The sequence below is a fragment of the Streptomyces canus genome (assembly GCF_001514145.1).
GTDB classification, from domain to species: Bacteria; Actinomycetota; Actinomycetes; order Streptomycetales; family Streptomycetaceae; genus Streptomyces; species Streptomyces canus.
Map to the genome: position 1 here is coordinate 548281 of NZ_KQ948659.1, position 25912 is coordinate 574192.

At 69.1% G+C, this 25912-nt stretch carries 21 protein-coding genes; 19 read left to right on the forward strand and 2 right to left on the reverse strand.

Going from position 1 to position 25912, the window contains the following annotated elements; genetic code table 11:
* Window positions 1-72 precede the first annotated feature (72 nt).
* The 5 genes from AQJ46_RS16120 (at window position 73) to AQJ46_RS16140 (ending at window position 5322) form a co-directional block, all read left to right on the forward strand.
* Window positions 73-729 (forward strand): GntR family transcriptional regulator, encoded by a 657-nt coding sequence (locus tag AQJ46_RS16120; RefSeq protein ID WP_057618286.1) that lies wholly within the window; start codon window positions 73-75, stop codon window positions 727-729.
* Window positions 726-1637 (forward strand): dihydrodipicolinate synthase family protein, encoded by a 912-nt coding sequence (locus tag AQJ46_RS16125; RefSeq protein WP_057618285.1) that lies wholly within the window; start codon window positions 726-728, stop codon window positions 1635-1637. The genes AQJ46_RS16120 and AQJ46_RS16125 overlap by 4 nt, the downstream gene beginning before the upstream one ends.
* Window positions 1634-3364 carry an L-arabinonate dehydratase gene (gene araD / locus AQJ46_RS16130; protein ID WP_059206228.1) on the forward strand — a complete coding sequence of 577 codons (1731 nt, stop codon included), beginning with the start codon at window positions 1634-1636 and terminating at the stop codon, window positions 3362-3364. Before AQJ46_RS16125 ends, araD begins: the two co-directional genes overlap by 4 nt.
* Window positions 3365-3493: 129 nt before the next feature.
* Complete coding sequence (locus tag AQJ46_RS16135) at window positions 3494-4429, forward strand: carbohydrate ABC transporter permease (protein ID WP_059206229.1); 936 nt, start codon at window positions 3494-3496, stop codon at window positions 4427-4429.
* The gene (locus tag AQJ46_RS16140) at window positions 4426-5322 is read left to right on the forward strand and encodes a carbohydrate ABC transporter permease (protein ID WP_057618282.1); all 897 of its coding nucleotides are present in this window, start codon (window positions 4426-4428) and stop codon (window positions 5320-5322) included. Before AQJ46_RS16135 ends, AQJ46_RS16140 begins: the two co-directional genes overlap by 4 nt.
* On the opposite strand, the gene AQJ46_RS55460 is transcribed toward AQJ46_RS16140, so the two are convergent.
* Window positions 5297-5878, reverse strand: coding sequence for a hypothetical protein (locus AQJ46_RS55460; RefSeq protein ID WP_079072291.1), 582 nt, complete (start codon window positions 5876-5878; stop codon window positions 5297-5299). The genes AQJ46_RS16140 and AQJ46_RS55460 overlap by 26 nt on opposite strands.
* A 182-nt stretch (window positions 5879-6060) precedes the next feature.
* Here AQJ46_RS55460 and AQJ46_RS16150 point away from each other — a divergent pair, with 182 nt between their 5' ends.
* The 13 genes from AQJ46_RS16150 (at window position 6061) to AQJ46_RS16210 (ending at window position 22339) form a co-directional block, all read left to right on the forward strand.
* Window positions 6061-7344 (forward strand): pectate lyase family protein, encoded by a 1284-nt coding sequence (locus tag AQJ46_RS16150; protein ID WP_059206231.1) that lies wholly within the window; start codon window positions 6061-6063, stop codon window positions 7342-7344.
* Window positions 7341-8495: a Gfo/Idh/MocA family protein gene (locus AQJ46_RS16155; protein ID WP_059206232.1), complete on the forward strand. Its 1155-nt coding sequence runs from the start codon at window positions 7341-7343 to the stop codon at window positions 8493-8495. The genes AQJ46_RS16150 and AQJ46_RS16155 overlap by 4 nt, the downstream gene beginning before the upstream one ends.
* Window positions 8492-9337 carry a DUF6807 domain-containing protein gene (locus AQJ46_RS16160; protein WP_059206233.1) on the forward strand — a complete coding sequence of 282 codons (846 nt, stop codon included), beginning with the start codon at window positions 8492-8494 and terminating at the stop codon, window positions 9335-9337. The genes AQJ46_RS16155 and AQJ46_RS16160 overlap by 4 nt, the downstream gene beginning before the upstream one ends.
* A complete protein-coding gene (locus tag AQJ46_RS16165) occupies window positions 9334-10833 on the forward strand; it encodes a glycoside hydrolase family 43 protein (protein ID WP_059206234.1) in 1500 nt (499 codons plus the stop codon). Before AQJ46_RS16160 ends, AQJ46_RS16165 begins: the two co-directional genes overlap by 4 nt.
* 33 nt (window positions 10834-10866) lie before the next feature.
* Window positions 10867-12840 carry a pectinesterase family protein gene (locus tag AQJ46_RS16170; protein ID WP_059206235.1) on the forward strand — a complete coding sequence of 658 codons (1974 nt, stop codon included), beginning with the start codon at window positions 10867-10869 and terminating at the stop codon, window positions 12838-12840.
* A 73-nt stretch (window positions 12841-12913) separates the two neighbouring features.
* Window positions 12914-14257, forward strand: a complete 1344-nt coding sequence (locus AQJ46_RS16175; RefSeq protein ID WP_059206236.1) for an ABC transporter substrate-binding protein — start codon at window positions 12914-12916, stop codon at window positions 14255-14257.
* Between the two features lie 93 nt (window positions 14258-14350).
* Window positions 14351-15145, forward strand: a complete 795-nt coding sequence (locus AQJ46_RS16180) for a rhamnogalacturonan acetylesterase (protein ID WP_059206237.1) — start codon at window positions 14351-14353, stop codon at window positions 15143-15145.
* 35 nt (window positions 15146-15180) lie between these two features.
* Complete coding sequence (locus AQJ46_RS16185; RefSeq protein WP_059206238.1) at window positions 15181-16500, forward strand: pectate lyase family protein; 1320 nt, start codon at window positions 15181-15183, stop codon at window positions 16498-16500.
* Window positions 16501-16607: 107 nt separating this feature from the next.
* The gene (locus AQJ46_RS16190; RefSeq protein ID WP_059206239.1) at window positions 16608-17735 is read left to right on the forward strand and encodes a pectinesterase family protein; all 1128 of its coding nucleotides are present in this window, start codon (window positions 16608-16610) and stop codon (window positions 17733-17735) included.
* Window positions 17735-18766, forward strand: a complete 1032-nt coding sequence (locus AQJ46_RS16195; protein ID WP_059206362.1) for a pectinesterase family protein — start codon at window positions 17735-17737, stop codon at window positions 18764-18766. Before AQJ46_RS16190 ends, AQJ46_RS16195 begins: the two co-directional genes overlap by 1 nt.
* A complete protein-coding gene (locus tag AQJ46_RS16200; RefSeq protein ID WP_059206240.1) occupies window positions 18753-19910 on the forward strand; it encodes a dienelactone hydrolase family protein in 1158 nt (385 codons plus the stop codon). The genes AQJ46_RS16195 and AQJ46_RS16200 overlap by 14 nt, the downstream gene beginning before the upstream one ends.
* A 429-nt stretch (window positions 19911-20339) precedes the next feature.
* The gene (locus tag AQJ46_RS16205; RefSeq protein WP_059206241.1) at window positions 20340-21452 is read left to right on the forward strand and encodes a right-handed parallel beta-helix repeat-containing protein; all 1113 of its coding nucleotides are present in this window, start codon (window positions 20340-20342) and stop codon (window positions 21450-21452) included.
* Between the two features lie 89 nt (window positions 21453-21541).
* Window positions 21542-22339 (forward strand): HAD family acid phosphatase, encoded by a 798-nt coding sequence (locus AQJ46_RS16210; protein WP_059206242.1) that lies wholly within the window; start codon window positions 21542-21544, stop codon window positions 22337-22339.
* On the opposite strand, the gene AQJ46_RS16215 is transcribed toward AQJ46_RS16210, so the two are convergent.
* Window positions 22336-24534, reverse strand: coding sequence for a family 43 glycosylhydrolase (locus tag AQJ46_RS16215; protein WP_059206243.1), 2199 nt, complete (start codon window positions 24532-24534; stop codon window positions 22336-22338). The two genes, AQJ46_RS16210 and AQJ46_RS16215, sit on opposite strands and share 4 nt — an antisense overlap.
* Window positions 24535-24742: 208 nt before the next feature.
* Here AQJ46_RS16215 and AQJ46_RS16220 point away from each other — a divergent pair, with 208 nt between their 5' ends.
* Window positions 24743-25897, forward strand: a complete 1155-nt coding sequence (locus AQJ46_RS16220; RefSeq protein ID WP_059206244.1) for a right-handed parallel beta-helix repeat-containing protein — start codon at window positions 24743-24745, stop codon at window positions 25895-25897.
* Window positions 25898-25912: the final 15 nt, after the last annotated feature.

Consider the following 25912-nt stretch of genomic DNA (forward strand, 5'->3'; position numbering starts at 1 on the left):
GATCAGATACGCAAGATCCGATACGCGAGATCCGATACGCGAGATCCGATACGCGAGATCCGAGAGGCGCGCATGACCTCTGTGCCCACGCCGATCCCCTCCCGCACGCAGTACGTGCTGGAGGAGATCAAACGCCGCATCCTCACCGGGCGCCTGACGCCCGGTCAGGCCCTGGTGGAGACCGAACTCGCCGCACAGTTCGGGGTGTCCAAGACCCCGGTGCGCGAGGCGCTCAAGACCCTGGCCGGGACCGGGCTCGTCGTGATGAGCCAGTACAAGGGCGTCACGGTGCGCATGGTGGACGCGGACATGGCGCGCGAGGTCTACGACGTCCGGCTGCTCCTCGAACCCGAGGCGCTGAAGCGGGCCGTACGGCGCGGGGCGTCCCTCGACGCCGCACGGGACGCGCTGACCCGGGCCGACGACGCCACCGACACCGCCGAACGCTCCCTCGCCAACCGGGAGTTCCACCGCTCCCTCTACCTGCCCTGCGGCAACCCGCTGCTCGGCCGGATGCTCGACGAGGTCCGCGACCAGGCCGCCCTCGTCTCCGCCGTCGCCTGGGCGGCCTCGCCCTCCTGGGAACGGGAGGCGGGCGAGCACCGGGAGATCCTGCGGCTCGCTCTGGAGGGCGACGCGGACGGAGCGGCCCGCGCCCTGCACGCCCACATCGCGTCCTTCGTGGAACGAGCGTTCCCCGGAGTGCTGGACGAGGAAGGTCAGGAATGAGCAGCGAGACGTTCGAGACCCGGCGGACGGCCCTGGCCGACGTGGTGGCGATCCCGGTGACTCCGTTCGCCGAGGACGGCACCGTCGACCAGGACACCCACCGGGCCCTGCTGCGTCGGCTGCTCGACGGAGGGATCACCACCCTCACCCCCAACGGGAACACCGGCGAGTTCTACGCCCTCACCCCCGAAGAGCGCCGCCTGGTCACCGAGTTGACCGTCGAGGAGGCCGGGGACCGGGCGAACATCCTCGTCGGCGTCGGTCACGACGTCCCGACCGCCGTGGCCTCCGCCCGCCACGCCCGCGAGCTCGGCGCCGGGATGGTCATGGTCCACCAGCCCGTCCACCCCTACGTCTCGCAGGGCGGCTGGGTCGACTACCACCGTGCGATCGCCTCGGCCGTCCCGGAGCTGGGAGTCGTTCCGTACATCCGCAACGCCCAGCTCAGCGGCGACCGCCTGGCCGAACTCGCCGACGCCTGCCCGAACGTGATCGGTGTGAAGTACGCCGTCCCGGACGCGGCCAGGTTCGGCGCCTTCGCACGGGACGCGGGACTCGAACGCTTCGTGTGGGTCGCCGGGCTCGCCGAGCCCTACGCGCCCTCCTACTTCTCGGCGGGAGCCACCGGCTTCACCTCGGGGCTGGTGAACGTCGCCCCCGCCGTCTCGCTGAACATGATCGAGGCGCTTCGGTCCGGCGACTACCCGGCCGCCATGAAGGTCTGGGAGCAGATCCGCCGCTTCGAGGAACTCCGCGCCGCGAACGGCTCCGCCAACAACGTCACCGTCGTCAAGGAGGCCCTCGCCTCCCTCGGCCTGTGCCGCCGCGAAGTGCGCCCGCCGAGCCGCGAGCTGCCCGAGGCCGAGCGGGCCGAGGTCGCCGCGATAGCCGCCGGGTGGTCGATATGACCGACAGGAAGCGTCCCGAAGAGCTCAGAAGCCATCAGTGGTACGGCACCGAGGGCCAGCTGCGGACCTGGTCGCACAACGCCCGGATGCGTCAGCTCGGTTACGAGGCCGAGGAGTACCGGGGCCGCCCGGTGATCGCCGTCCTCAACACCTGGTCGGACATCAACCCGTGCCACGTCCATCTGCGCGAGCGCGCCGAGGCGGTCAAGCGGGGAGTGTGGCAGGCCGGGGGCTTCCCGCTCGAATTCCCGGTCTCCACCCTCTCGGAGACGTACCAGAAGCCCACCCCGATGCTCTACCGCAACCTCCTCGCGATGGAGACGGAGGAGCTGCTGCGGTCGTATCCGATCGACGCGGCGGTGCTGCTCGGCGGCTGCGACAAGTCGACGCCGGCGCTGCTCATGGGCGCGGCCTCGGCCGATGTCACCTCGATCTTCGTGCCCGCGGGGCCGATGCTGCCGGGGCACTGGCGGGGCGAGACCCTCGGGTCCGGCACCGACATGTGGAAGTACTGGGACGAGCACCGCGCGGGCAACCTGACGGACTGCGAACTGCGCGAGCTGCAGGGCGGGTTGGCGCGTTCTCCCGGGCACTGCATGACCATGGGGACCGCGTCCACGATGACCGCGGCGGCGGAAACCCTTGGCATGACCCTGCCGGGTGCGTCCTCGATCCCGGCCGTCGACTCCGCGCACGAGCGGATGGCCGCGGCCTCCGGGCGCCGCGCCGTGGAACTCGCCTGGACCGGCCTCAGGCCGTCCGAGATCCTCACCCGCGACGCCTTCGAGGACGCCGTCACCACGGTGCTCGGGCTCGGCGGCTCCACCAACGCGGTCATCCATCTCATCGCGATGGCCGGCCGGGCGGGCATCAAGCTCACCCTGGACGACTTCGACCGCATCGCGCGTACCGTGCCGGTGCTGGCGAACGTCCGGCCCGGCGGACAGACGTACCTCATGGAGGACTTCTACTTCGCCGGCGGTCTGCCCGCCTTCCTCTCGCGGATCACCGACCTGCTCCACCTGGACCGGCCGACCGTGAACGGCACCCTCGGGGAGCAGATCGAGGGCGCGGAAGTCCACAACGACGACGTCATCCGCACCCGGGACAACCCGGTCGCGAGGGAGGGCGGGGTGGCCGTCCTGCGCGGCAACCTCTGCCCGGACGGTGCCGTCATCAAGCACATCTCCGCCGAGCCGCACCTGCTCAAGCACACCGGCACCGCGGTCGTCTTCGACGACTACAGGACCATGCAACGCACCATCAACGACCCGGCGCTGAACATCACCGCCGACAGCGTGCTGGTGCTGCGCAACGCCGGTCCCAAGGGCGGCCCGGGCATGCCCGAGTACGGAATGCTGCCGATCCCCGACCAGCTGCTCAAACAGGGCGTGCGGGACATGGTCCGGATCTCCGACGCCCGGATGAGCGGGACGAGTTACGGCGCGTGCGTGCTGCACGTGGCGCCCGAGTCGTACGTCGGCGGACCGCTCGCCCTCGTGCGGACGGGGGACGACATCACCCTCGACGTCGAGGCGCGTGTCCTCCAACTCAACGTGGACGACGAGGAGTTGGAGCGACGACGGGCGGATTGGACACCGCCGCCCGCGCGGTACGAGCGCGGCTACGGCGCGCTCTACAACGAACAGATCACCCAGGCCGACACCGGCTGCGACTTCGAGTTCCTCGCCCGCCCGGGCAGGGTCGCCGACCCGTACGCGAGCTGAACCACGACCCGCTTGCGCGGGCGGCACCATCGCACAGCACGACCTGGCACAACCCTGTGCAGAGAGAAAGCGCTTCCCGCACGACGAACGCACGTCGCACGTCCGACGTACTGAGAACGGAGAACAGTCATGGCCCAAGCCGCAGCCGTGGCGAAACCGCCCGCGCCACCCCGGCGGCGCCGTGCCTCCGCCACGCCACGCAGACTGCCGTATCTGCTGATCGCGCCGGCGGCCCTGCTGATGCTGGGCTTCATCGCCTACCCGGTCATCAGCGTCTTCTACTACAGCCTGCAGAACTACAACCCCACCAAGCCGTGGCGGAACGGGTACGCGGGCTTCGACAACTTCGTCCAGATCTTCACCAAGGACCCTCAGTTCTGGGACACGCTGACCTTCAGCGCCAAGTGGGTCTTCGTCGAGGTCGGACTCCAGCTGCTGTTCGGTCTGGCGCTCGCGCTGATCGTCAACCAGACCTTCGTGGGCCGGGGGCTGGGCCGCGCGATGGTCTTCTCACCGTGGGCCGTCTCCGGAGTGCTGACCTCCGCGATCTGGGTGCTGCTCTACAACTCCCAGACCGGTATCACCCGTTACCTCGCCGACATGGGCATCGGCTCCTACGGCACCAGCTGGCTGTCGGACACCTCCACCGTCTTCTCGGCGGCGGTCGTCGCCGACCTGTGGCGCGGTGTGCCCTTCTTCGCCATCCTGATCCTCGCCGACCTCCAGTCCGTCTCGAAGGACCTGTACGAGGCCGCCGAGGTCGACGGGGCCAGCCGCTTCAAGCAGTTCTGGCACATCACGCTGCCGCACCTGAAGGACGCGATCATCCTGTCCACGCTGCTGCGCGCGGTGTGGGAGTTCAACAACGTCGACCTGCTCTACACGTTGACCGGCGGCGGCCCGGCGGGCGAGACGACCACGTTGCCGCTCTACATCGCCAACACCAGCGTCGACGCCCACAACTTCGGCTACGCGTCCGCCCTGACCACGGTCGCGTTCGTGATCCTGCTCTTCTGCTCGATGGTCTATCTGCGGCTGAGCAAGTTCGGAGGCGGTTCCAAGTGATCACCAAGGAGGCCACGGAGGTCGCCCCCGCGCCCGTGCGCGAGACACCCGAACCGCCGCGCTCGGTCAAGCACCGCCGTTCCTGGGACGAGGTCCCGCGCTGGCAGATCTACACACCGCTGTCGATCTACCTCGTCTTCACGCTCATCCCCTTCTACTGGATCCTGCTCTTCGCGCTGCGACCGGCCGGCTCGACCTCGCTCGTACCCTGGCCGATCACCTTCGACCACTTCAAGAAGGTGTGGACGGAGCGGGCCTTCGGCACCTACTTCGAGAACAGCGTGTACGTCGGTCTCGCCACCCTGGTGATGACGACACTCGTCGCCCTGGCCGGCGGATACGCCCTCGCCCGCTTCGACTTCAAGGTCAAGAACGCGTTCATGCTGGCCCTGCTGTGCTCGCAGTTCGTGCCGGGTGCGCTGCTTCTGGTGCCGCTGTTCGAGATCTTCGCCGAGCTGAAGATGATCAACTCGCTGGGCAGTGTCATCATCGCCGAGACGGTGTTCCAGCTGCCGCTGTCGATGATCCTGATCAGCAACTTCATCAAGAACGTGCCGTACTCCCTCGAGGAGGCGGCCTGGGTCGACGGCTGCAACAGGATGACGGCCTTCCGGATCGTCGTCCTGCCGCTCCTGCGGCCCGGCCTGATCGCCGTCGGATCCTTCGCCTTCGTGCACTCCTGGAACCACTTCCTGTTCGCCCTGATGTTCCTCAACAACCAGAACAAGCAGACGATCCCGGTCGGCCTCAACACCCTGATGAGCGCGGACAGCGTCGACCTCGGCGCGCTGGCCGCCGGCGGCATCATCGCGGCCGTCCCCGTGGTGATCGTGTTCGCCTTCATCCAGAAGTGGTTGATCACGGGCTTCAGCGCGGGGGCGGTGAAGGGATGAGACTCCGTCGGATCGCGGTGGGGGGCGTGGTGCTGGGCCTGATGGGAGTCGCCGTCCGGGCCGAGGGCCGTGCGGTGGGCCGGGTTCTCCTCGGTGTGAGTGGGGCCCGGGTGTCCGAGGCGGCGGACGTGGCGGTCGGCCGTGGTGGGACCGCGGTGGCCGCGGGTGTGGGGCAGCGGTCGGACTGCGGCTCTGGTTCGGGGGTGAGGGCATGAGGTTCCGTCATGTCGAGCCCGATACAGGCGTGACGAGGCTCTGCCTCCGCGCCCGCGCCGGGGGTCGTGCGGTTGGCCGGGTTGTCCTCGGTGTGGGTGAGGGCCGGTTGTCCGGGGCGGTGGGCGTGGCCGGTGGCGGTCGGGTCCGGAGTGGCCGTGGCATGAGTATCCGTCATTTCGGGTTCGCGGCGGGCGTGGTGGGGCTTTCCGTCTCCGCCCGCGCCGGGGGTCGTGCGGTTGGCCGGGTTGTCCTCGGTGTGGGTGAGGGCCGGTTGTCCGGGGCGGTGGGCGTGGCCGGTGGCGGCCGGGTCCGGAGTGGCCGTGGCATGAGTATCCGTCATGTCGGGTTCGCGGCAGGCGTGGTGGGGCTTCCCGTCTCCGCCCGCGCAGGGGGTCGTGCCGTTGGCCGGGTTGTCCTCGGTGCGGGTGAGGCTCGGGTGTCCGCGGCGGTGGGTGCGGCCGTGGGCCGGGCCGCAGGTGTTCGGGATCAGTCGGTCTTCGGACCCGGCAGGGAGGTGAGGGCATGAGGGTGCGTCATATCGCGCTCGCCGCAGGCATGGTGGGAATGTTCTGCCTCCCCGCCCACGCCGACGCCCGCGACATCAGCCGGGACACCCTGCCCGCGAACGACGGCTGGGCTTCCGCGGGAGAAGGCACCACCGGAGGCTCCGGCGCCGACGCGGCGCACGTCTACACCGTCACCGACCGGGCCGAGCTCGTCCGTGCCCTCGACGGCGGCAGCGCCACCCCGAAGATCATCAGGATCGCCGGAACCGTCGACGCCAACACCGACGACGACGGCGACCACCTGGACTGCGCCGACTACGCCACCGACGGTTACGGCCTGAAGAAGTACCTCGCCGCCTACGACCCCCGCACCTGGGGCGCCGCCAAGCCGAGCGGACCGCAGGAGGAGGCCCGCCAGGCGTCCGCGAAGAAGCAGGCCGAGCGGGTCGAGCTGCTCGTGGGATCCAACACCACGATCGTCGGACTGAGGGGAGCGGTCCTGAAGGGCGGCAGCCTTCAGGTCAGGAACGCCACCAACGTCATCATCCGCAACCTCGACCTCCGCGACGCCTACGACTGCTTCCCCGTCTGGCAGCCCAACACCGGCGGCCTCGGCGACTGGAAGACCGCGTACGACACCATCTGGCTGACCGGCTCCACGCATGTGTGGGTCGACCACGTGACCCTGAGCGACAAGGGCCACCCCGACGCCGACGAGCCCACCTACTTCGCCCGCAACTACCTCCGCCACGACGGCCTGCTGGACATCACCAACGGCTCCGACCTGGTCACCGTCTCCTGGAGCAAGTTCGCCGACCACGACAAGGCGATGCTCATCGGCAACAGCGACTCGGCCACCGGCGACCGCGGCAGGCTCCGGGTCACCCTGCACCACAACCAGTTCGAGTCCGTCGTCCAGCGCGCGCCTCGTGTCCGCTTCGGACAGGTGCACCTCTACAACAACCGCTACATCGCCAAGAACGACGACTACCGCTACTCCCTCGGCATCTCCACCGAGTCCGCCGTCCACGCCGAGAACAACGCCTTCCACACCCCCGGCCACATAGAGGCGGCAGACCTCGTCAAGAGCTGGAACGGCAGCGCGCTGCACCAGACCGGCACCCTCTTCAACGGCTATCCGGTGGACCTGCTCGCCCTTTACAACGCCTACAACTCGGGCAGCGAGCGTGACCTCACGGCGGACGTCGGCTGGACGCCTACCCTGCACACAAAGATCGACAGCGCCGAGGCGGCCGACCGAGCGGTGGCCCGCGGCGCGGGCGCAGGGAGGATCCCATGAGCACCGTAGACATCGTCCTGGCGGGCGCGCGCGGCCACGGCCGCTGGCACCTGGAGAACATCCGCCGGCTGCAGGACAAGGGGATCGTACGACTGGCGGGGATCTGCGAGCTGACCCCGCTGACCGGCGACGAGATCCCCGAAGGCCTGGGGACGCCCGAGCAGTCCGCCGACTTCGGCGCGCTCCTCGACTCGACCGGCGCCCGGATCGCGGTGATCTGCACGCCGATCCCGACCCACACGGACCTGGCACTCGCGGCGGCCTCCCGAGGAGTGCACATCCTCCTGGAGAAGCCCCCCGCCCCCTCGTACGCCGAGTTCCGCCGCATGGCCGACGGAGTCGCCGCGGCCGGTGTCGCCTGCCAGATCGGCTTCCAGTCGCTGGGCTCGCACGCCGTGCCCGCGATCCGCGAGCTCGTCGAGGAGGGAGCGATCGGCGAGGTGACCGGGATCGGCGGGGCCGGCGCCTGGGCGCGTGCCGAGGAGTACTACCGGCGTGCGCCCTGGGCGGGCAAGCGGCGGATGAACGGCGTCGACGTCATCGACGGAGCACTGACCAACCCGCTCGCGCACGCCGTCGCCACCGCGCTCGCCCTGGGCGACGCGAGCCGCGCCGAGGACGTCACCCGTATCGAGACCGAGCTGCTGCGCGCGAACGACATCGAGTCCGACGACACCTCCTGCGTCCGCGTCACCACCTCGCACGGCCTCCAGGTGACCGTCGCCGTGACCCTGTGCGCGGAGGACCCCGACGAGCCGTATGTCGTCGTGCACGGCGACCGCGGCCGGATCACCTACTGGTACAAGCAGGACCGCGTGCTGCTCCAGCGGGCCGGCCACGGCCCCGAGGAGTACGAGTACGGCCGCACCGACCTGCTGGAGAACCTGGTCGACCACGTCACCGACGGCGACGACCTGCTGGTCGTCCCGGACGCGACCGGCGCCTTCATGAAGGTCGTCGAAGCCATCCGGCTGGCCCCCGACCCGGCCCCGCTCCCGGCGACGTCCTGGCACCTGCTCCCCGACGAGAACCGCCGGGTGGTCCCCGGCATCGACGGACTCGTCGCGGCCGCCGCCGACAGCCTCGCCCTCTACTCCGAGCTGGGCGCCGACTGGGCCCGGCCACATGTCGCGAACGAGGTGAGTACATGACGACCCCCGATTCCCCGGTCCTGCGTGTCGCGGGCCGCCCGGTCGGCCGCTACGTCACCCGGCCCGAGCTGCCCGCCCGGCTCTCCCCGCGCCCCTACCTGCACCCCGTCACCACCCTGGCCGGCACGGCTGTCACCGAACTCAGCCCGGCCGACCACATCCACCACCTCGGCGTCGGTGTAGCCGTTCCCGACGTCGAGGGGCACAACTTCTGGGGCGGGCGCACCTACGTCCGCGACCAGGGCCCGACCGAGCTCGACAACCACGGGGCCCAGCGCCACAACTCCTTCCAGCTCCGCGACCCGGACGGCTTCGTGGAGGAGCTGCGCTGGGTGGCCTCCGGAACCGAGCTGCTGCGGGAGCGCCGTACCGTCGCGGCCACCGAACTGACCGGCTCCGCCTGGGCGTTGGACTTCACCTTCTCGCTCACCAACGTCACCTCGGACCCCCTGTCGATCGGCAGCCCCGCGACCAACGGCCGCCCGGGTGCGGCCTACGGCGGGTTCTTCTGGCGGGCCCGGAAGGAACAGGACGCGCCGGACGTCTTCACCGTCGACCGCGAGGGCGAGGACGCGATCCACGGCACCCGCGCCGACTGGGTCGCCCTCACCGGCGCCACCTGGACGCTCGTCTTCGCCGGGGCCACCGAACAGACCCGCCGCGACCCGTGGTTCGTGCGCGCCGACGAGTACCCGGGCGTCGGATCCTCGCTGGCTTACGACTCAAGGCTGCCCATCCCGCCCGGCGAGACCGTCGTACGCCGGATCGTCACCGTCGTGGCCGACGGGCGCCTGCCCCGGCTCGAAGCGGCGGCCCTGGTACGGAAGGCGGTCAGCCAGTGACGTACACGAATCCGATCCTGAACGCCGACTGGTCCGACCCGGACGTGCTCCGCGTCGGCGACGACTTCTACCTCACCGCCTCCAGCTTCGGCCGGGTCCCCGGTCTGCCGCTGCTGCACTCCCGCGACCTGGTCAACTGGACGCTGATCGGCCACGCCCTCCAACGCCTGGAGCCTGCGGGGGAGTTCACCAAGCCCCGGCACGACTGCGGGGTCTGGGCCCCGTCGCTGCGCCACCACGACGAACGGTTCTGGATCTTCTGGGGCGACCCGGACCAAGGCATCTTCCAGATCAACGCCCCCGAGATCAGGGGCCCTTGGACCCGCCCGCACCTCGTCAAGTCGGGCAAGGGCCTGATCGACCCCTGCCCCCTGTGGGACGAGGAGACCGGCGAGGCCTATCTGGTGCACGCCTGGGCCAAGTCCCGCTCCGGCGTCAAGAACCGCCTCACCGGCCACCGCATGGACCTGGACGGCCGTGAACTCCTCGACGAGGGCAAGGTGATCGTCGACGGCGACCGGATCCCCGGCTGGTTCACCCTCGAAGGCCCCAAGCTCTACCGGCACGACGGCTGGTTCTGGATTCTCGCTCCGGCCGGGGGAGTCGAGACCGGCTGGCAGGGTGCCTTCCGCTCACGCGGGTTCTTCGGCCCGTACGAGGAGAAGGTCGTCCTGGAGCAGCGGGACACCGACGTCAACGGGCCGCACCAGGGCGGCTGGGTGCGCACCCCGGCCGGCCAGGACTGGTTCCTGCACTTCCAGCAGAAGGGCGCCTACGGCAGGGTCGTCCACCTCCAGCCGATGCGCTGGGGCGACGACGGTTGGCCGGTGCTCGGCGACGAGGGCGCCCCCGTCGCCGTACACGAGAAGCCCGACCTGCCGCCGCAGCCGGACGCGGCGCCCGCCACCGACGACGACTTCCCCGGCGGACGCTTCGGCCGCCAGTGGCAGTGGACCGCGAACCCGCAGCCCGGCTGGGCCACCCACCACTCGGGCGACGGGCTACGGCTCACCTGCGTCCGTTCGGCCGACGCGCACGACCTGCGCAAACTGCCGAACGTCCTCACCCAGCGGCTGCCCGGCACACCATCGGCGGTCGAGGTGGAACTGCGACTGCACAGCGAGGAGCCGGGGGCTCGCGCCGGACTCGCCGTCCTGGGCGATGCCTTCAGCTGGATCGGGCTCCAGCGCGGGGCCGACGGGAGCGTCCATCTCGTGCACCGGTTCGCCGAGGGCGTCGCCGAGCAGGAGCGGGACGCCGACCATCCGAGGCTGTCACCCACGGGACGGGCACGGTTGCGGATCGAGATCGGCGCGGGCGCGCGCTGCCGGTTCTTCTTTGACGTCGGCGACGGCCTGCGCCCCAGCGGACCCGTCTTCGCCGCCACCCCGTGGCGCTGGGTCGGAGCCCTGCTCGGACTGTTCGCCCTCGCGCCCGTCGGAGGAGGACACGCCGGGGCGGCAACCTTCTCGCACTTCAGGATCGACCCCCTGTAACGCACCGAACCCGTACGCCTGTTGGGAGCCGCAATGACGCAGCACCTTCATAGCAAGCGCTTGCAGAGACCGGGATACGGCACGGTCCTTGCCGCTGTCCTCGGCCTCGTGGCCGCGCTGAGCCTCGGGGCGATCGGGCAGGCCAAGGCTGCCGAGAAGACTCCGGTCGACCGCTGGAGCGACCGGGCCCACGGCTTCGCCTCCCTCGCCGGCGGGACCACCGGAGGGGCCGGCGGCAAGGTCGTCACCGTCACCGACCAGGCCGCGCTGGCCACTTACGCGGCCGCCGAGGAGCCGTACGTCATACGGGTCTCGGGCGCGATAGCCGTCGAGCCCTTCGGCTCGGACATCGTCGTGGCCTCGAACAAGACGATCATCGGCGTCGGCGACACCGGCGAGATCGTCCACGGCGAGCTCCATCTCAACCCCGGCACGCACAACGTGATCATCCGCAACCTGACGATCCGTGACTCGTACGTCGAGGGCGACTGGGACGGCAAGACGACCGACTTCGACGCGATCCAGATGGACACGGTCGACCATGTCTGGATCGATCACAACCGCTTCACGCACATGGGCGACGGGCTGCTCGACATCCGCAAGGACAGCCGGTACATCACCGTCTCCTACAACCAGTTCACGAACCACAACAAGGCGTTCGGGATCGGCTGGACCACCAATGTGCTCACCGAGATGACGATCGACCACAACTGGTTCCGCGGCACCAAGCAGCGCAACCCCTCGGCGGACAACCTCGCCTACGCCCACCTGTACAACAACTACCTGTCCTCGCAGGTCGCCGACGGGGACCCGGTGTGGACGTACGGGAACTGGGCGCGCGGCAAGACGAGGATGGTCATCGAGAACAGCTACTACGACGGTGTCCAGCATCCCTACCAGGCCGATGCCACCGCCGAGTTGGTGCAGCGCGGGTCGATCCTGAAGCACACGACCGGGCGCACGGACGCGTGGGGTACGGCATTCGATCCGCGGTCCTTCTACGACTACCGGCTGGACCCGGCCGCCGCCGTGCCGTCGCTGGTGTCGAGGTTCTCCGGTCCGCAGAAGCGGATCGGGGTGACCCTGCACGTCCCCGCTGACTACCCGACCGTGCAGGCCGCGGTGGATGCCGTGCCCGACGGCAACGCCGTGCCGGTGACGATCGCCGTCGCGCCGGGCACCTACCGTGCGAAGGTCTTCGTCCCGGCGACCAAACCCAGGATTGTGCTCCAGGGGACTGGACACGACCGGTCCGACACCGTCATCGTCTACGACACCCCCGCCGAGTACGGCGGTTCGACGGGCAGTGCGACGGTCCGGATCGCCGCGAACGACGTCACCGCCCGCCACCTCACCTTCAGCAACGACTTCGACGAGGCCGCGGTCGAGCTGAAGGGCGAGCAGGCCCTCGCGATGAAGACGACCGGTGACCGGATCGTCTTCGAGGACACCGCCTTCCTGGGCAACCAGGACACCCTGATGACCGACAGCCCCAAGCTGGACGTGATCAGCCGGGTCTACATCCACGACTCGTACATCGAGGGCGATGTCGACTTCGTCTACGGCCGGGCGACGACGGTGATCGAGCGGTCCGTGATCCGCGCACTGAGCCGGGGCTCGGACACCAACAACGGCTACATCACGGCCGCTTCGACCTGGACGGGCAACCCCTACGGCTTCCTGATCACCCGGTCGAAGGTCGTGAGCGACGCGCCCGACGAGTCCTTCCATCTGGGACGGCCGTGGCACCCGGGCGGCGAACCCGCCGCCGTGGCCCAGGTGTTGATCCGCGACACCGAGCTGCCGGCCGCCGTGAAGTCCTCACCGTGGACCGACATGAGCGGTTTCTCGTGGAAGGACGCGCGGTTCGCCGAGTTCCGCAACTCCGGTCCGGGCGCGGCACCGAGCGCCGACCGGCCACAGCTCGGTGCCGCGGACGCCAGGAACTACACCGTCGCGAACTACCTCAAGGGCTCGGACGACTGGGCGCCGTACGCCGGCCGCTGACTTCCGGGCGCCACCGACTTCCCCCCACAACTTCATTTCTCCGCTGGAATCAGAAGAAGAAGAGAGCCGATCAATGAAGATCAGTATCCGCAGAAGCAGGCGCGCTGCCATAGCCGTCGCCCTCGGGTCCGTCCTGGCGCTGACCGCCACCGCCTGCGGTGACGACGGCAGTGGGTCCGGCGGTGACAAGGGCGACGAGGGCAGCGGCAAGGGCAAGATCGTCTTCTGGGACAACAACGGCGGTGTGCGCACCGACATCTGGAAGGAGATCATCGCCGACTTCCAGAAGGCGAACCCCGACATCAAGGTCGAGTACGTCGGTATCGCCTCCACCGAGTACCAGTCCAAGGTCGACACCGCCATCCAGGGCGGAGGGCTGCCGGACGTCGGCGGTGTCGGCGCGGCCATGCTCGCCGGCTTCTCCGCACAGAACGCGCTGGAGCCGCTGGACGGCCGGCTCTCCAAGTCCTCCCTGAACGGCAAGCTCAACGAGGACATGGTCGGCGTGCTGAAGGCGGCGGGGGGCGGGGACGGGACGCTGTACTCGATCCCGACCTCCGCCAACAACGGCGTGCTGTACTACCGGACCGACCTGTTCAAGAAGGCGGGCCTCGACGAGCCGACCACCTGGGACAAGTTCTACGAGGCCGCGGACAAGCTCACCGACGCCAAGAAGAACGAGTTCGGTTACACCATCCGCGGTGGTGCCGGGTCCATCGCCCAGGCCCTGGACGCGATGTACGGGCAGAGCGGGATCACCTCGTTCTGGAACGGCGACAAGACCACCGTCAACGACCCGAAGAACGTGGCGGCGCTGGAGAAGTACGCGGCGCTGTACAAGAAGGTCACTCCGGCGGCCGACCTCAACAACGACTTCACCAAGATGGTCGCCCAGTGGGACTCCGGCACGATCGGGATGCTGAACCACAACCTGGGCTCCTACCAGGACCACGTGAAGGCGCTCGGGGTCGACAAGTTCCGGGGCATTCCGCAGCCGATCGGCGCCTCCGGCAAGCGGGTCCAGGTGTCCAACCCCGTCGACGGGATGGGGGTGTTCAAGAGCTCGAAGAACAAGGACGCGGCCTGGAAGTTCATCGAGTTCGCGACCTCGGCCGCGGAGAACTCGAAGTTCAACAAGGCCGCCGGTCAGGTGCCGTCGAACAACGACGCCGCCAAGGACGCCTGGATCTCGGAGGCCGAGCCCACGAAGCTGGCCGCCGCCGCGCTGACCGACGGGTCCACGACCATCGTCCAGCTGCCGTACTACCTGCCCGACTGGAACACGATCTCCAAGGCGGACAACGAGCCGAACTTCCAGAAGGTGCTGCTGGGTGACATGAGTGCGAAGGACTTCCTGGACACCATCGCCGACCAGCTGAACAAGGCTCAGGCCGAGTGGAAGGAACAGAACGGCTAAGAGCTCGGGTGAATGCGGTCGTGGGGAGCTGCGCGTTCGTCGTGGCTGGTCGCGCAGTTCCCCGCGCCCCTGAGGGAAGAGAGGCTGCCCAAAGTGTCACTCACACGCAGACAGGTCACCGTGGCGGCGATGGCCGCCGTGCCCGTCGCCTTCAGCGCAACCGGTACTGCTCAAGCCAGAGAACAGCGCACCCTCTACATCGCCGGTGACTCCACCGCCGCCCAGAAATACGCTGACGCCGCGCCCGAGACCGGGTGGGGCATGGCGCTCCCCTTCTTTCTGCACAAGGATCGGCGTGTCGCCAATCACGCGGTGAACGGCCGGAGTTCGAAGTCCTTCGTCGACGAGGGACGGCTCGATGTCATCCTCGGCGCCATTCGGCCGGGCGACTTCCTGCTGATCCAGTTCGCGCACAACGACGAGAAGACCGCGGATCCCGCCCGTTACACCGAGCCCTGGACGACGTACCAGGACTATCTGCGCCTGTACATCGACGGTGCGCGCGCCCGTGGTGCCCGGCCCGTGCTGGCCACCTCGGTCGAGCGGCGGAAGTTCGACGCCTCCGGCAACGCCGTGCCGACCCACGGCGACTATCCGGCGGCGATGCGGGCGCTCGCCACCGAGGAGGGCGTCGCGCTGCTCGACATCCAGGCCCTGTCGCTCGCGCTGTGGCAGAAGCTCGGGGTCGAGGAGACCAAGAAGTACTTCAACTGGACCGACACCGAGCAGGACAACACGCATTTCAACCCACCGGGTGCCATTGCAGTAGCGCGCCTGGTCGCCCGTGAGCTGCTGCAGCACCGTGTGCTGGCGCCCCGGGACGTGTGCCGGCTCGATGCCGAGATCCCGGAGTCCTGGATCACCTGGCCGTCGCCGGCCACCGTCTGACCACTCCTTCTTCGTTGCCGAAAGAGAGCCGCACAATGAACGCACAGACATGGCATGGGCATGTCATTACAAGGGGGATGGCCGTGGCGGGTTGTGCCGCCCTGGTCCTCGCGGTCACCGGCCCCACCGCCCAGGCCAAGGGCCATGACGCCGCCCGCGACACGCTCGCCACCGGCGACGGCTGGGCCTCCGACGGCACCGGCACCACCGGAGGCGCGGCCGCCGACGCCGCCCACGTCTACACCGTCACCGACTGGGCCGGCTTCAAGGCCGCCCTCGCCGCCGGCGGCACCGCACCGAAGATCATCAAGGTGAAAGGGACCATCGACGCCGTCTCCGAGGGCTGCGACTCCCTCGCGGCGCCCGGGTACGACTTCGACGCCTACCTGGCGAAGTACTCGCCCGAAGCCTGGGGCCTGGACACCGACCTGAGCGCCGAGCCCGCCGACAGCCCCGAGGGGCTGCGCCGCGTCTCCGCCGCCAACCAGGACCAGACCATCAAGGCGAACGTGCCCGCCAACACCACGATCATCGGGGTCGGCAAGAACGCCGGGTTCAAGGGTGCGAGCCTGCAGATCAAGGCCGTCGACAACGTCATCGTCCGCAACCTCACCTTCGAGAGCCCGATCGACTGCTTCCCGCAGTGGGACCCGACCGACGGTGACAAGGGCAACTGGAACTCCGAGTACGACACCGCCGTCGTCTACGGGTCCACCCATGTGTGGCTGGACCACAACACCTTCACGGACGGCAGCCACCCCGACAGTGCCGCGCCCACCTACTTCGGCATGCTCTACCAGCAGCACGACGGCGAGCTGGACATCGTCCGCGGCGCGAACTACGTCACCGCCTCCTGGAACGTCTTCACCGAGCACGACAAGACGATCCTGATCGGCAACAGCGACAGCGAGTCCACGGCGGCGGGGGACCGGGGCAAGCTCAAGGTCACCTTCCACCACAACCTGTTCTCCGACCTCGTCGAGCGCGCGCCCCGCGTCCGCTTCGGCCAGGTCGACTCCTACAACAACCACTTCGTGGCGAACGACGACTACGCCTACAGCTTCGGCATCGGCAAGGAGTCCCAACTCGTCGCCGAGCACAACGCGTTCACGCTGCCGGAGGGGATCAGCGCGGCCAAGGTGCTCAAGCGGTGGAACGTCTCACCGCTCACCGCCGCCGACAACTACGTCAACGGCAAGCTCACCGACCTGATCGCCGTCCACAACGCCGAGATCCCCGCCGAGACCCTGGAGTCCGGCGCGGGCTGGACGCCCACCCTGCGCACGAAGGTCGACCCGGCCAAGAAGGTGCCCGGGATCGTCGACCGCGGCGCGGGCGCCGGGCGCGTCTGCTGACACCCCCCTGACCGGCCGGGGCGGAATCCAGCGGCCGCCCCGGCCACCCACCTCACCCCCCACGCGAGGCACCCCACCCCTGAGCCGCATGTCCAAGGAGCACCCGCATGCCCTCGCACGACACCCGACTCCCCCTGTCCAGAAGGGGGTTCCTGCTCGCGAGCACCGGAGCGGCGGCCGCGCTCGCCCTCGCGCCGGCCCCCGCGCACGCCGGCGCCCGGCGCCCCTTCGGCCGCTTCGGATCACCGGCCGCCCGGCTCACCCCGCAGACCCTCTACGTCGACCCGAAGGGCCGCGGCGACCACACCACCGTCAAGGACGCCGTCACCGCCGCCACCGGCAGCGGCTGGACCCTGGTCCTCGCCCCCGGCACCTACCGGGAGACCGTCGCCGTCGACGTCACCCGCACCGAGGCGACCTGGATCGGCGCCTCCGAGGACCCCCGGGACGTCGTGATCGTGTACGACAACGCGGCCGGCACCCCCAAGCCCGGCGGCGGCACCTACGGCACCACCGGGTCGGCCACCACGACCGTGCAGGCCGACGGCTTCACCGCCCGCTGGATCACCTTCGCCAACGACTGGCTGCGCGCCGACCACCCCGGCATCACCGGCACCCAGGCCGTCGCGATCAAGGTCCAGGGCGATCGCTCCGCCTTCCACCACTGCCGCTTCCTCGGCCACCAGGACACCCTCTACGCCGACTCGATCGCCCTCACCTCCTTCGCCCGCCAGTACTTCTCGCACTGCTATGCCGAAGGCGACGTCGACTTCGTCTTCGGGCGGGCCACGGCCGTCTACGAGCACTGCCACTTCCGGACCCTGAACCGGACCGACCTGGCGGCGGCGCCGTACGGCTTCGTCTTCGCGCCCTCCACGGCGGGTGCCAACCCGCGCGGCTACCTCGTCACCAGGAGCCGCGTCAGCAGCGAAGCGCCCGACGCCTTCTACAAGCTGGCCCGCCCGTGGGTGCCGAGCTCCGACACCACCGCCCGGCCCTCGCTCGTGGTGCGCGACACCTGGCTGGGCCCCGGTATCGACGCGGCCGCCCCCTACACCAACATGTCGGACGCCTTCCCCTGGCAGAACCAGCGCTTCGCCGAGTACCGCGACACCGGCCCCGGCGGCAGGATCACGGTCCCGGAGAACCGGCCCCAACTCACCAGTGAGCAAGCGCAGTTGGCGACCACGCCGGCCTACCTCGGCGACTGGCGCCCCTGGAGGGAGACGTGCTGATGCGCAGGCGCGCCCTCCTCGGGGCCGGTCTCGGACTCGCAGTGGCCGGAGCGGCCCCCGCCTTCGCCACCGGAGGTCACCGCGTCCTCCACGTCCGCCCCGGCGATTCCGTCCAGGCGGCCGTCGACGCGGTCACCGGCCCCGGCTGGACGATCGTCGTGCACCCGGGCACGTATCGCGAGGTCGTCAACATCCCCGCGGACAAGGCCGAGTTGACCGTGCGCGGTGCCGTCCGTGACCCCCGCGCCGCCGTCATCGTCTACGACAACGCCAACGGCACCCAGAAGCCCGACGGTTCGGGCACCTACGGCACCGCGGGTTCCGCCACCTTCACCTCCGCGGCTCCCGGCCTCACCGTCCGCGACCTCACCCTCGCCAACGACTGGCTGCGCGCCGACCACCCCGACATCACCGGCACCCAGGCGGTCGCCGCCTACACCTACGGCGACCGCACCCACTTCGAGAACGTCCGCCTCCTGGCCCACCAGGACACCCTCTTCGTCGAGACGACCGCGCTCACCGCCTTCGACCGGCAGTACTTCCACCGCTGCTACATCGAGGGCGACGTCGACTTCGTCTTCGGCCGGGCCACCGCCGTCTTCGAGGAGTGCCACTTCCACACCCTCCAGCGGGACGTCGCCTTCACCCCCAAGGGCATGGTCTTCGCCCCCTCCACCGCCCGCGCCAACCCCTACGGCATCCTCGCCGTCCGCTCCCACGTCACCTCCGGGGCCGAGGACGCGGCGTACAAGCTGGCACGACCGTGGGTGCCGTCGTACGAGACGACCGCCTGGCCGTCCCTCGTGGTGCGGAACAGCCTGATCGGGCCCGGGATCGACCCGGTCGCGCCCTACACCAACATGCGCGAGGCCTATCCCTGGCAGACCATGCGCTTCCGGGAGTACGCCAACTCCGGGCCCGGCGCGGTGATCTCCGTCCCCGACAACCGGCCCCAGCTGACCGCCGAAGAGGCCGCCGTGCACACCCGGCGGACGTATCTCGGGGACTGGAGGCCCTATGAGCGCCGGTGACCCGGTGGGCCGACGGGCGTTCGTGGTGGGCGCCGGAGCGGCCATGCTGGCCGGGGGAGCGGTGAGCCCCGCGGTAGCCGGGGTGGTTGACGGTCCGCTGCCCGACTTCCACCCGGCGCTCAAGGCCGAGCTGGACTTCCCGCTGGCCTGGGGGACTTCGCCGGTCCGTGACTTTCGCGCCTGGCGACGGACCGCTCGGGCCACGGTCGAGGAGCACCTCCTGGTCGACCGCGAGGACGGGACGTCGTACGCACCCGCATTCGCCAGTCGCTCCCAAGGGGACGGCTACACACGGGAGTTGGTTACCCTCTCCCTCACCCGTCACGAACGCGTCCGCGCCGCCCTGCTCACCCCGCACGGCCCCGGACCGTTCCCCGCCGTGCTGCTTCTCCACGATCACGGGGCGAAGTTCGACATCGGCAAGGAGAAACTGGTCCGGCCCTGGTACGACGACACCCGGCTCGCCTCCGCGCAGGCCTGGGCGGACAAGTACTTCAGCGGCCGGTTCGTCGGCGACGAGCTGGCCCGGCGCGGCTATGTCGTCCTGTGCGCGGACGCGCTCGGCTGGGGCGACCGCGGGCCCGTCACCTACGACCAACAGCAGGCTCTGGCAAGCAACTTCTACAACCTCGGCTCCTCGCTGGCCGGTTTCATGGCCCGCGAGGACGCCCGCGCCGCCGGCTTCCTCGCCGGTCTCGACCGGGTGGATGCCGGAAGGGTCGCGGCTCTCGGGTTCTCCATGGGCGCCTACCGCGCCTGGCAGACCGCCGCGCTGACCGACGCCGTCAAGGCCACGGCGGCCGTCTGCTGGATGACCGGCCTCAAGGAAATGATGGTGCCCGGCAACAACACCCTGCGCGGGCAGTCCAGTTACTACATGCTGCATCCGGGGCTGCCCCGGTTCCTCGACTTCCCCGACGTGGCGAGCATCGCCGCCCCCAGGCCGATGCTCTTCTTCAACGGCGGGCTCGACCCGCTGTTCCCCGCCGACGGCGTACAGGTCGCGTACGACAAGCTGCGCGCCGTCTGGCACTCCCGCCACGCCGAGGAGCGGTTGCACCTGAAGACCTGGCCCGACCTGGGCCATGTCTTCGTCGACCGCATGCAGGACGAGGTCTTCGGCTGGCTCGACGCCGTCCTGTAACCGTTCCTGTGGACTGAGCAGCGGTGAGTCCGCTCAGCCGCACGCTCCGAACGGTCTTGGGCGTTCCCCCACTGCCTTAAGGGCGTGGGAGGTACCCCCAGGTCCCTGGCGTACTCGACCCCGGGGCGGCGACACGCATCCTGTGCGTGCTCCGGGCCCGGGAGGCCAGTTCCCTCACGACCTGGCCGGTTGGGTACGGCCAGAGGCGACGGGGAGGCCCTGAACCATCCTCTGGTGGAGCAGGGGCCCCGCACGCCGACGCCGTACCCGGTGTCCCAGGTCGCACGACCACGCTGACCCGAACACTCCAGGGCGCCGCAAGCCCGCAGGCGACGATCACACGATCGAGCTAGTTCGGCCTTGTGCGCACTCCTTGGTGAGCAGCTCCAACCCTCTCCCCGAAAAGCTCGACGAAAGGACCCGCACTCCATGTCTCGTCGTACCGCTCTCATCGCCACGGCCGCCCTCGCCCTCGGCTCCGGCCTCGCCGTTCTCCCCACCCAGGCCCAGGCCGCGACGGTCGTCGTCAGCAACTCGACCGACCTGTCCAACGCCATCAAGAACGCCACTGCCGGCACCGTCATCCAGGTCCGAGGCGGCACCTACTACCCGACGGCCACCCTCCAGTCCACGGCCAACGGCAGCTCCTCCGCGCCGGTCACGCTCACCGCGTACGGCTCGGAGACCGTGAAGATCGACGGCTCGTCGCTCCCCGACGGCGACTGGATCTTCAAGCTGACCGCCGACTACTGGAACGTCTCGGGCATCACCTTCCAGAACTCCCCGGACAGCGCGGTCGTCTGCCAGTCCTGCACCGGGACGGTCTGGAACAACATCAAGACCATCAACGGCGGCGACTCCGGCTTCACGCTCACCGGCGACGGGACCGTCAACAACACGGTCAAGAACATCGACTCCTACGGCAACTACGACGCCGCGAACCACGGCGAGAACGCCGACGGCATCGCCGTGAAGTTCGGCTCCGGCACCGGCAACCTCATCACCGGCGCCCGCCTCTACAACAACGCGGACGACGGGATCGACTTCTGGTCCTTCTCCTCGCCCGTCACCGTCGAGCACACCTGGTCCATGGGCAACGGCGTCAACCGCTGGTCCGACTCCGCCTTCGCGGGCGACGGCAACGGCTACAAGCTGGGCGGCGACGGCGAGGTCGTCGCGCACGTCATCAACAACTCCGCCGCCTGGGGCAACGCCGGCAACGGGTTCACCGAGAACTCCAACACCGGCGCCATCGTCCTCAACCGCACCACCGCCTACGCCAACAGCAAGTGGGGCTACTACTTCGCCACCAGCTCCGCGAAGCTCGGCAAGAACCTCGCGGTGAGCAACGGCGGCGGCTCGGTCAACAAGGGCTCCAAGGTCACCTCGTCCGGCAACAACTGGGACAGCGGGATCAGCACCCCCGCCTTCAAGTCGACGGACGCCTCGACGACGTACAACGCCCGCAGCTCCAGCGGCACCCTGCCCGCCACCACGTTCCTGACGACGGGCAGCACCACCATCGGCGCGACCATGAACTGACGTCTGAAAACCCCGACTCAGGGCGCTTGACCCGTTTTTTACCGGGCGGGTCTCGCGCCCACCGGGGTGACGCGCGTAGAACCTCTGTCATGCATAAGTCACTGCGTATCGCAGCCGTCGCCACCGCCTGTGCGGTCGCCGGCGGCGCCCTGTACGGCGCCGGCGCGGCCACCGCCGGTCAGTCCACGGCGAACTCCACGCACGAGCCTTACAACATCGGGCTCCTGGTCAAGGACATCGACGCCTACTACGGCACCGCGGCCGACGCGAACGGTGTCTACCAGGCGTCCCCCACCAGCCCGTACGCCAAGGACCTCGCGTCCGTCGACAAGGCGGCCCGGAAGTACATCGACCAGGCCGCCCGCAAGGCGCACCACAAGGGCGAGAAGCCCGCCGTCGTCTTCGACATCGACGACACGCTGCTGCTCAGCCTCGACTACGAGAAGCGCTACAACTACACGTACAACGCGACCACATGGGCCGACTACGTGAACCGGGCCGACCGCCCGGCCGTCTTCGGCAGCCCCGAGCTCGTGCAGTACGCCGAGAAGAAGGGCGTCGAGGTCTTCTACAACTCGGGTCTCAGCGAGGCGCAGCGCTCGGCCGCGGTCGAGAACCTGAAGAAGATCGGTGCCGACGTGAACCTCGACACCGACCACGTGTTCCTCAAGGACAAGGCGAACCCGCCGTCCTACCTGAGCGCCTGTGCCACGCCGGGCACCTGGACCTGCACCACCGTGCAGTACAAGTCCGGCACCCGCGCGCACATCGAGAAGGACCTCGGGTACGAGATCATCGCCAACTTCGGCGACCAGTACTCCGATCTCGACGGCGGATACGCCGACAGGACGTACAAGCTCCCGAACCCGACGTACTTCGTGAGCTAGTTCTTCACCGGCCGGATCCCCTCGAGGGTCGGCACCACGGGCTTGATCGTGCCGTCCGCCGCGAACTCCAGCCGGTCGACGGTGGTTTCGCGGTGCATTCCGTCGCCGCCGGGCTTCCCCGGCCCGTTCAGGGCGAACCGGTGATAGACGATGTACCAGTCGTCGGTGCCGGGGACGTTCACCACGGAGTGGTGGCCGGTGGCGAGGATGCCGTACTCGGGACGCTTGGACAGGATCGTCCCCTTCTTGGTCCACGGGCCGAGTGGGGACGGTCCCGTCGCATAGGCGACGTGGTAGTTCTCGCTGCGGGTGTCGTCCTCGGACCACATGAAGTAGTACGTGCCGTTCCGCTTGATCACGAAGGAACCCTCGCGGAAGTTGTCCGGGGTGATGTCCTTCACCGCGGCGGCGTCGTAGGACGTCATGTCGTCGTTCAGCGGGACGACATAGCCGTGCCCGTTGCCCCAGTAGAGGTACGACGTCCCGTCGGCGTCCGTGAAGACGGCCGGGTCGATCATCTGGCCCTGCAGCGATCCGCCCTTCGCCACCAGCGGCTTGCCCAGCGCGTCCTTGAAGGGACCGGCGGGGGAGTCCGCCACCGCCACGCCGATCTGCTGCTCGGCGCAAAAGTAGAAGTAGTACTTGCCGTTCTTCTCCGCGATGGCCGGCGCCCAGGCGTACTTGTCGGCCCACGACACGTCCGCGCCGAGGTCGAGGATGACCCCGTGGTCCTTCCAGTGGACCAGGTCCTTCGACGAGTACGCCTTGAACCGTGTCCCGCTCCAGCCGTTGAAGCCGTCGGTGGTCGGGTAGATCCAGTACTCGCCGTTCAGATAGTGCACGTCAGGGTCGGCGTTGAGGCCGGGGAGGACGGGGCTTCCGGTCCGCACCGCCTCGACCGTCCAACTGCGGCTGCTGCCGTCGGCGGCTGTCACGGTGTACGACTGTGGCCTGCGGAAGTCACGCCGGGTACCGGACCTGGGGGCGATGCTCGCGCCCTCACCCACGGCGATCTTCGGAGCGAGGTGCGTGAGGTCGGTGTCGGTCTGCACCGGGAGCACGACCTTCGACGCGGCCTCCGTGACGATCGCGTACCCCTTCTGACCCTTGGCCGTCGCGTCCACCACAGAGGCGGACGTCGACGGATACGCGGCCAGCAGCCGGTCGTACTCCTTCTGCGTCACCGGAAGTACCGTGCCGTGCCGGGGACTCGCGGGCAACTGGTAGTTCGTGGACGGCGTCCACTGGCCCGAGTCGAGGTCGGTGGTCTCGAAGGGGACGTATCCGCGACCGCCGTACTCGTCGATGAACAGGTACCACTTCTTCTCGGTGCTCGACTTGAACACCGTCGGCCCCTCGCCCCGGTCCATCGCACCGCTGCCGATGCAGTCCGCGACCAGGTCGTACTTCGTCGAGGTCAGACTCGTCGACTTCTCGCCGGTGATGAACTTGGCGCAGGGCGAGCTGGAGGTGGGGTCCCGCTCGTCCTTGGTGTAGCGGTAGTAGGTGTCCTTGTACTTCACGACGGTCGAGTCGATGACCGAGTAGCCGGGGTCGTCCCAGACCTTGGGCGCGCTGAAGCTGCGGAAGTCCTTCGTGGTCGCGTACAGCATCTTGTTGTACGTCGATCCCGTGTGCCCGGGGTCGTCGTCGGCGTACAGCTTCGACGCCCAGAAGACGACGTACTCACCGAGACTGTCGTCCCAATAGGCCTCCGGTGCCCAGGTGTTGCCCGCGTTGTCCGGGGCCACCTGCACCAGCCGCTGGTCGGTCCAGTGGACCAGGTCGGTGGACTCCCAGATCATGATCGACTTGCTGCCGTGCCGCTGGACGTCGTCCCAACTGCCGCTGCTGTTCTTGTACATGCGCAGGTCGGTCGCGATCAGAAAGAACTTGTCGCCCTTGGGGGAGCGGATCACGAAGGGGTCGCGCAGGCCCTTCTCGCCGATCGTCGACGTCAGGGCCGGCTTGCCCTGGTTCAGCTCGCGCCAGTGCAGGGGGTCGTTGCCGCGGCTGAGGGCGTAGCGGATCTGCTCGCCGTCGGCGGTGCCCTCGCCGGTGAAGTAGGCGAAGAGATAGCCGGCGTACTTGGGGTGGTTCACGGGCGGTGCTCCTGAGTGGGCTGAACCGGGCGGTGCGGTGAGTAGGGCCAGCAGTAGCGAGAGACAGGCGACGAGGAGGATACGAGGGCGCATGTCACTCCTGTGAGTGTGGGGGTGTGGGGGTTTCTGTTGGGGGCTGTGCGCGCCTTCGGAGTGTTACGAGTGGGAAACAGCACGTCAATCGATGAGTGCGCGAGGAGAAGCAGCGAAAGTTTCGATTGTTTTCGGCGAGGCGCGGCAACCTCGTCGGCCACGGCGGCGACTTCAGGGCGTCCCCATTCCCCAGGAAAGGAACGCCTCCGTGCGTCACAGCACCGGACGCCACCGCCGGACCCGCACGCTCTCCGTCGCCGCGGCGGTCGCCGTCGCCGCGTGCGCGGGCGGCGTCCATCTCGGCCTGTCGGGCGGCGGGGCGGAGGCCGCGTCGACGACGGTCACCGTGTCCGGCACGGCTCAGCTGGAGGCGGCCGTGAAGAACGCCACCGCGGGCACGGTCATTCAGGTCCGCGCCGGCACGTACACCCCGTCGGCCACCCTCAAGTCCACGGCCGACGGCACCAGTTCGGCACGGATCACCTTGCGGGCGTACGGCAGCGACAAGGTCAAGATCGACGGGTCCAGACTGCCCGCCGGGTCCTGGCTGGCCGGGATCTACGGCGACTACTGGACCGTCCAGAACCTCACCTTCCAGAACTCCCCGGCCCAGGGCTTCGTGGTCACCTCCTCCGTCGGCGGTGTCTTCAAGAACCTCGTCACCGCGAACAACGGGGACTCCGGGTTCACCCTGCGCGGAGACGGGACCAGCGACAACCTCGTGCAGAACCTGGACAGTCACGGCAACTACGACCCGGCCGGGCACGGGCAGAACGCCGACGGGATCGCCGTGAAGTTCGGGTCCGGCACCGGCAACAGGATCACCGGGGCGCGGCTCTACAACAACTCCGACGACGGGCTCGACCTGTGGCAGTTCTCCTCGCCGGTCACCGTCGAGCACAGCTGGGCCTTCGGGAACGGCAAAAACCGGTGGCGGGACGGCGCCTTCGAGGGCAACGGCAACGGGTTCAAGCTGGGCGGCGGGGGCGTCAAGGTGGCGCACCTCGTCAACAGCAACGCGGCCTGGGACAACACGCTGAACGGGTTCACCGAGAACTCCAACACCGGGGCGATCGTGCTGAACCGCAACACCGCGTACTCCAACGCCGAGGCCGGGTTCTACTTCGCCACGGGCAAGGCCCGGTTGGCGCGGAATCTGGCGGTGAGCAACAGGGGCGGGCTGTCGAAGCGGGGTTCGTCCACGGTGTCCGCGGCGAACAACTGGGACAGCGGGGTGCCGACTCCGGCATTGAGGTCGACGGATGCCACCACGGCGTACGGCACCCGCGGACCGGGCGGTTCGCTGCCCTCGACGGCCTTCCTGACCACCGGCTCCACCGCCATCGGCACCACGATGAACTGAGCGGGGAACGACGGA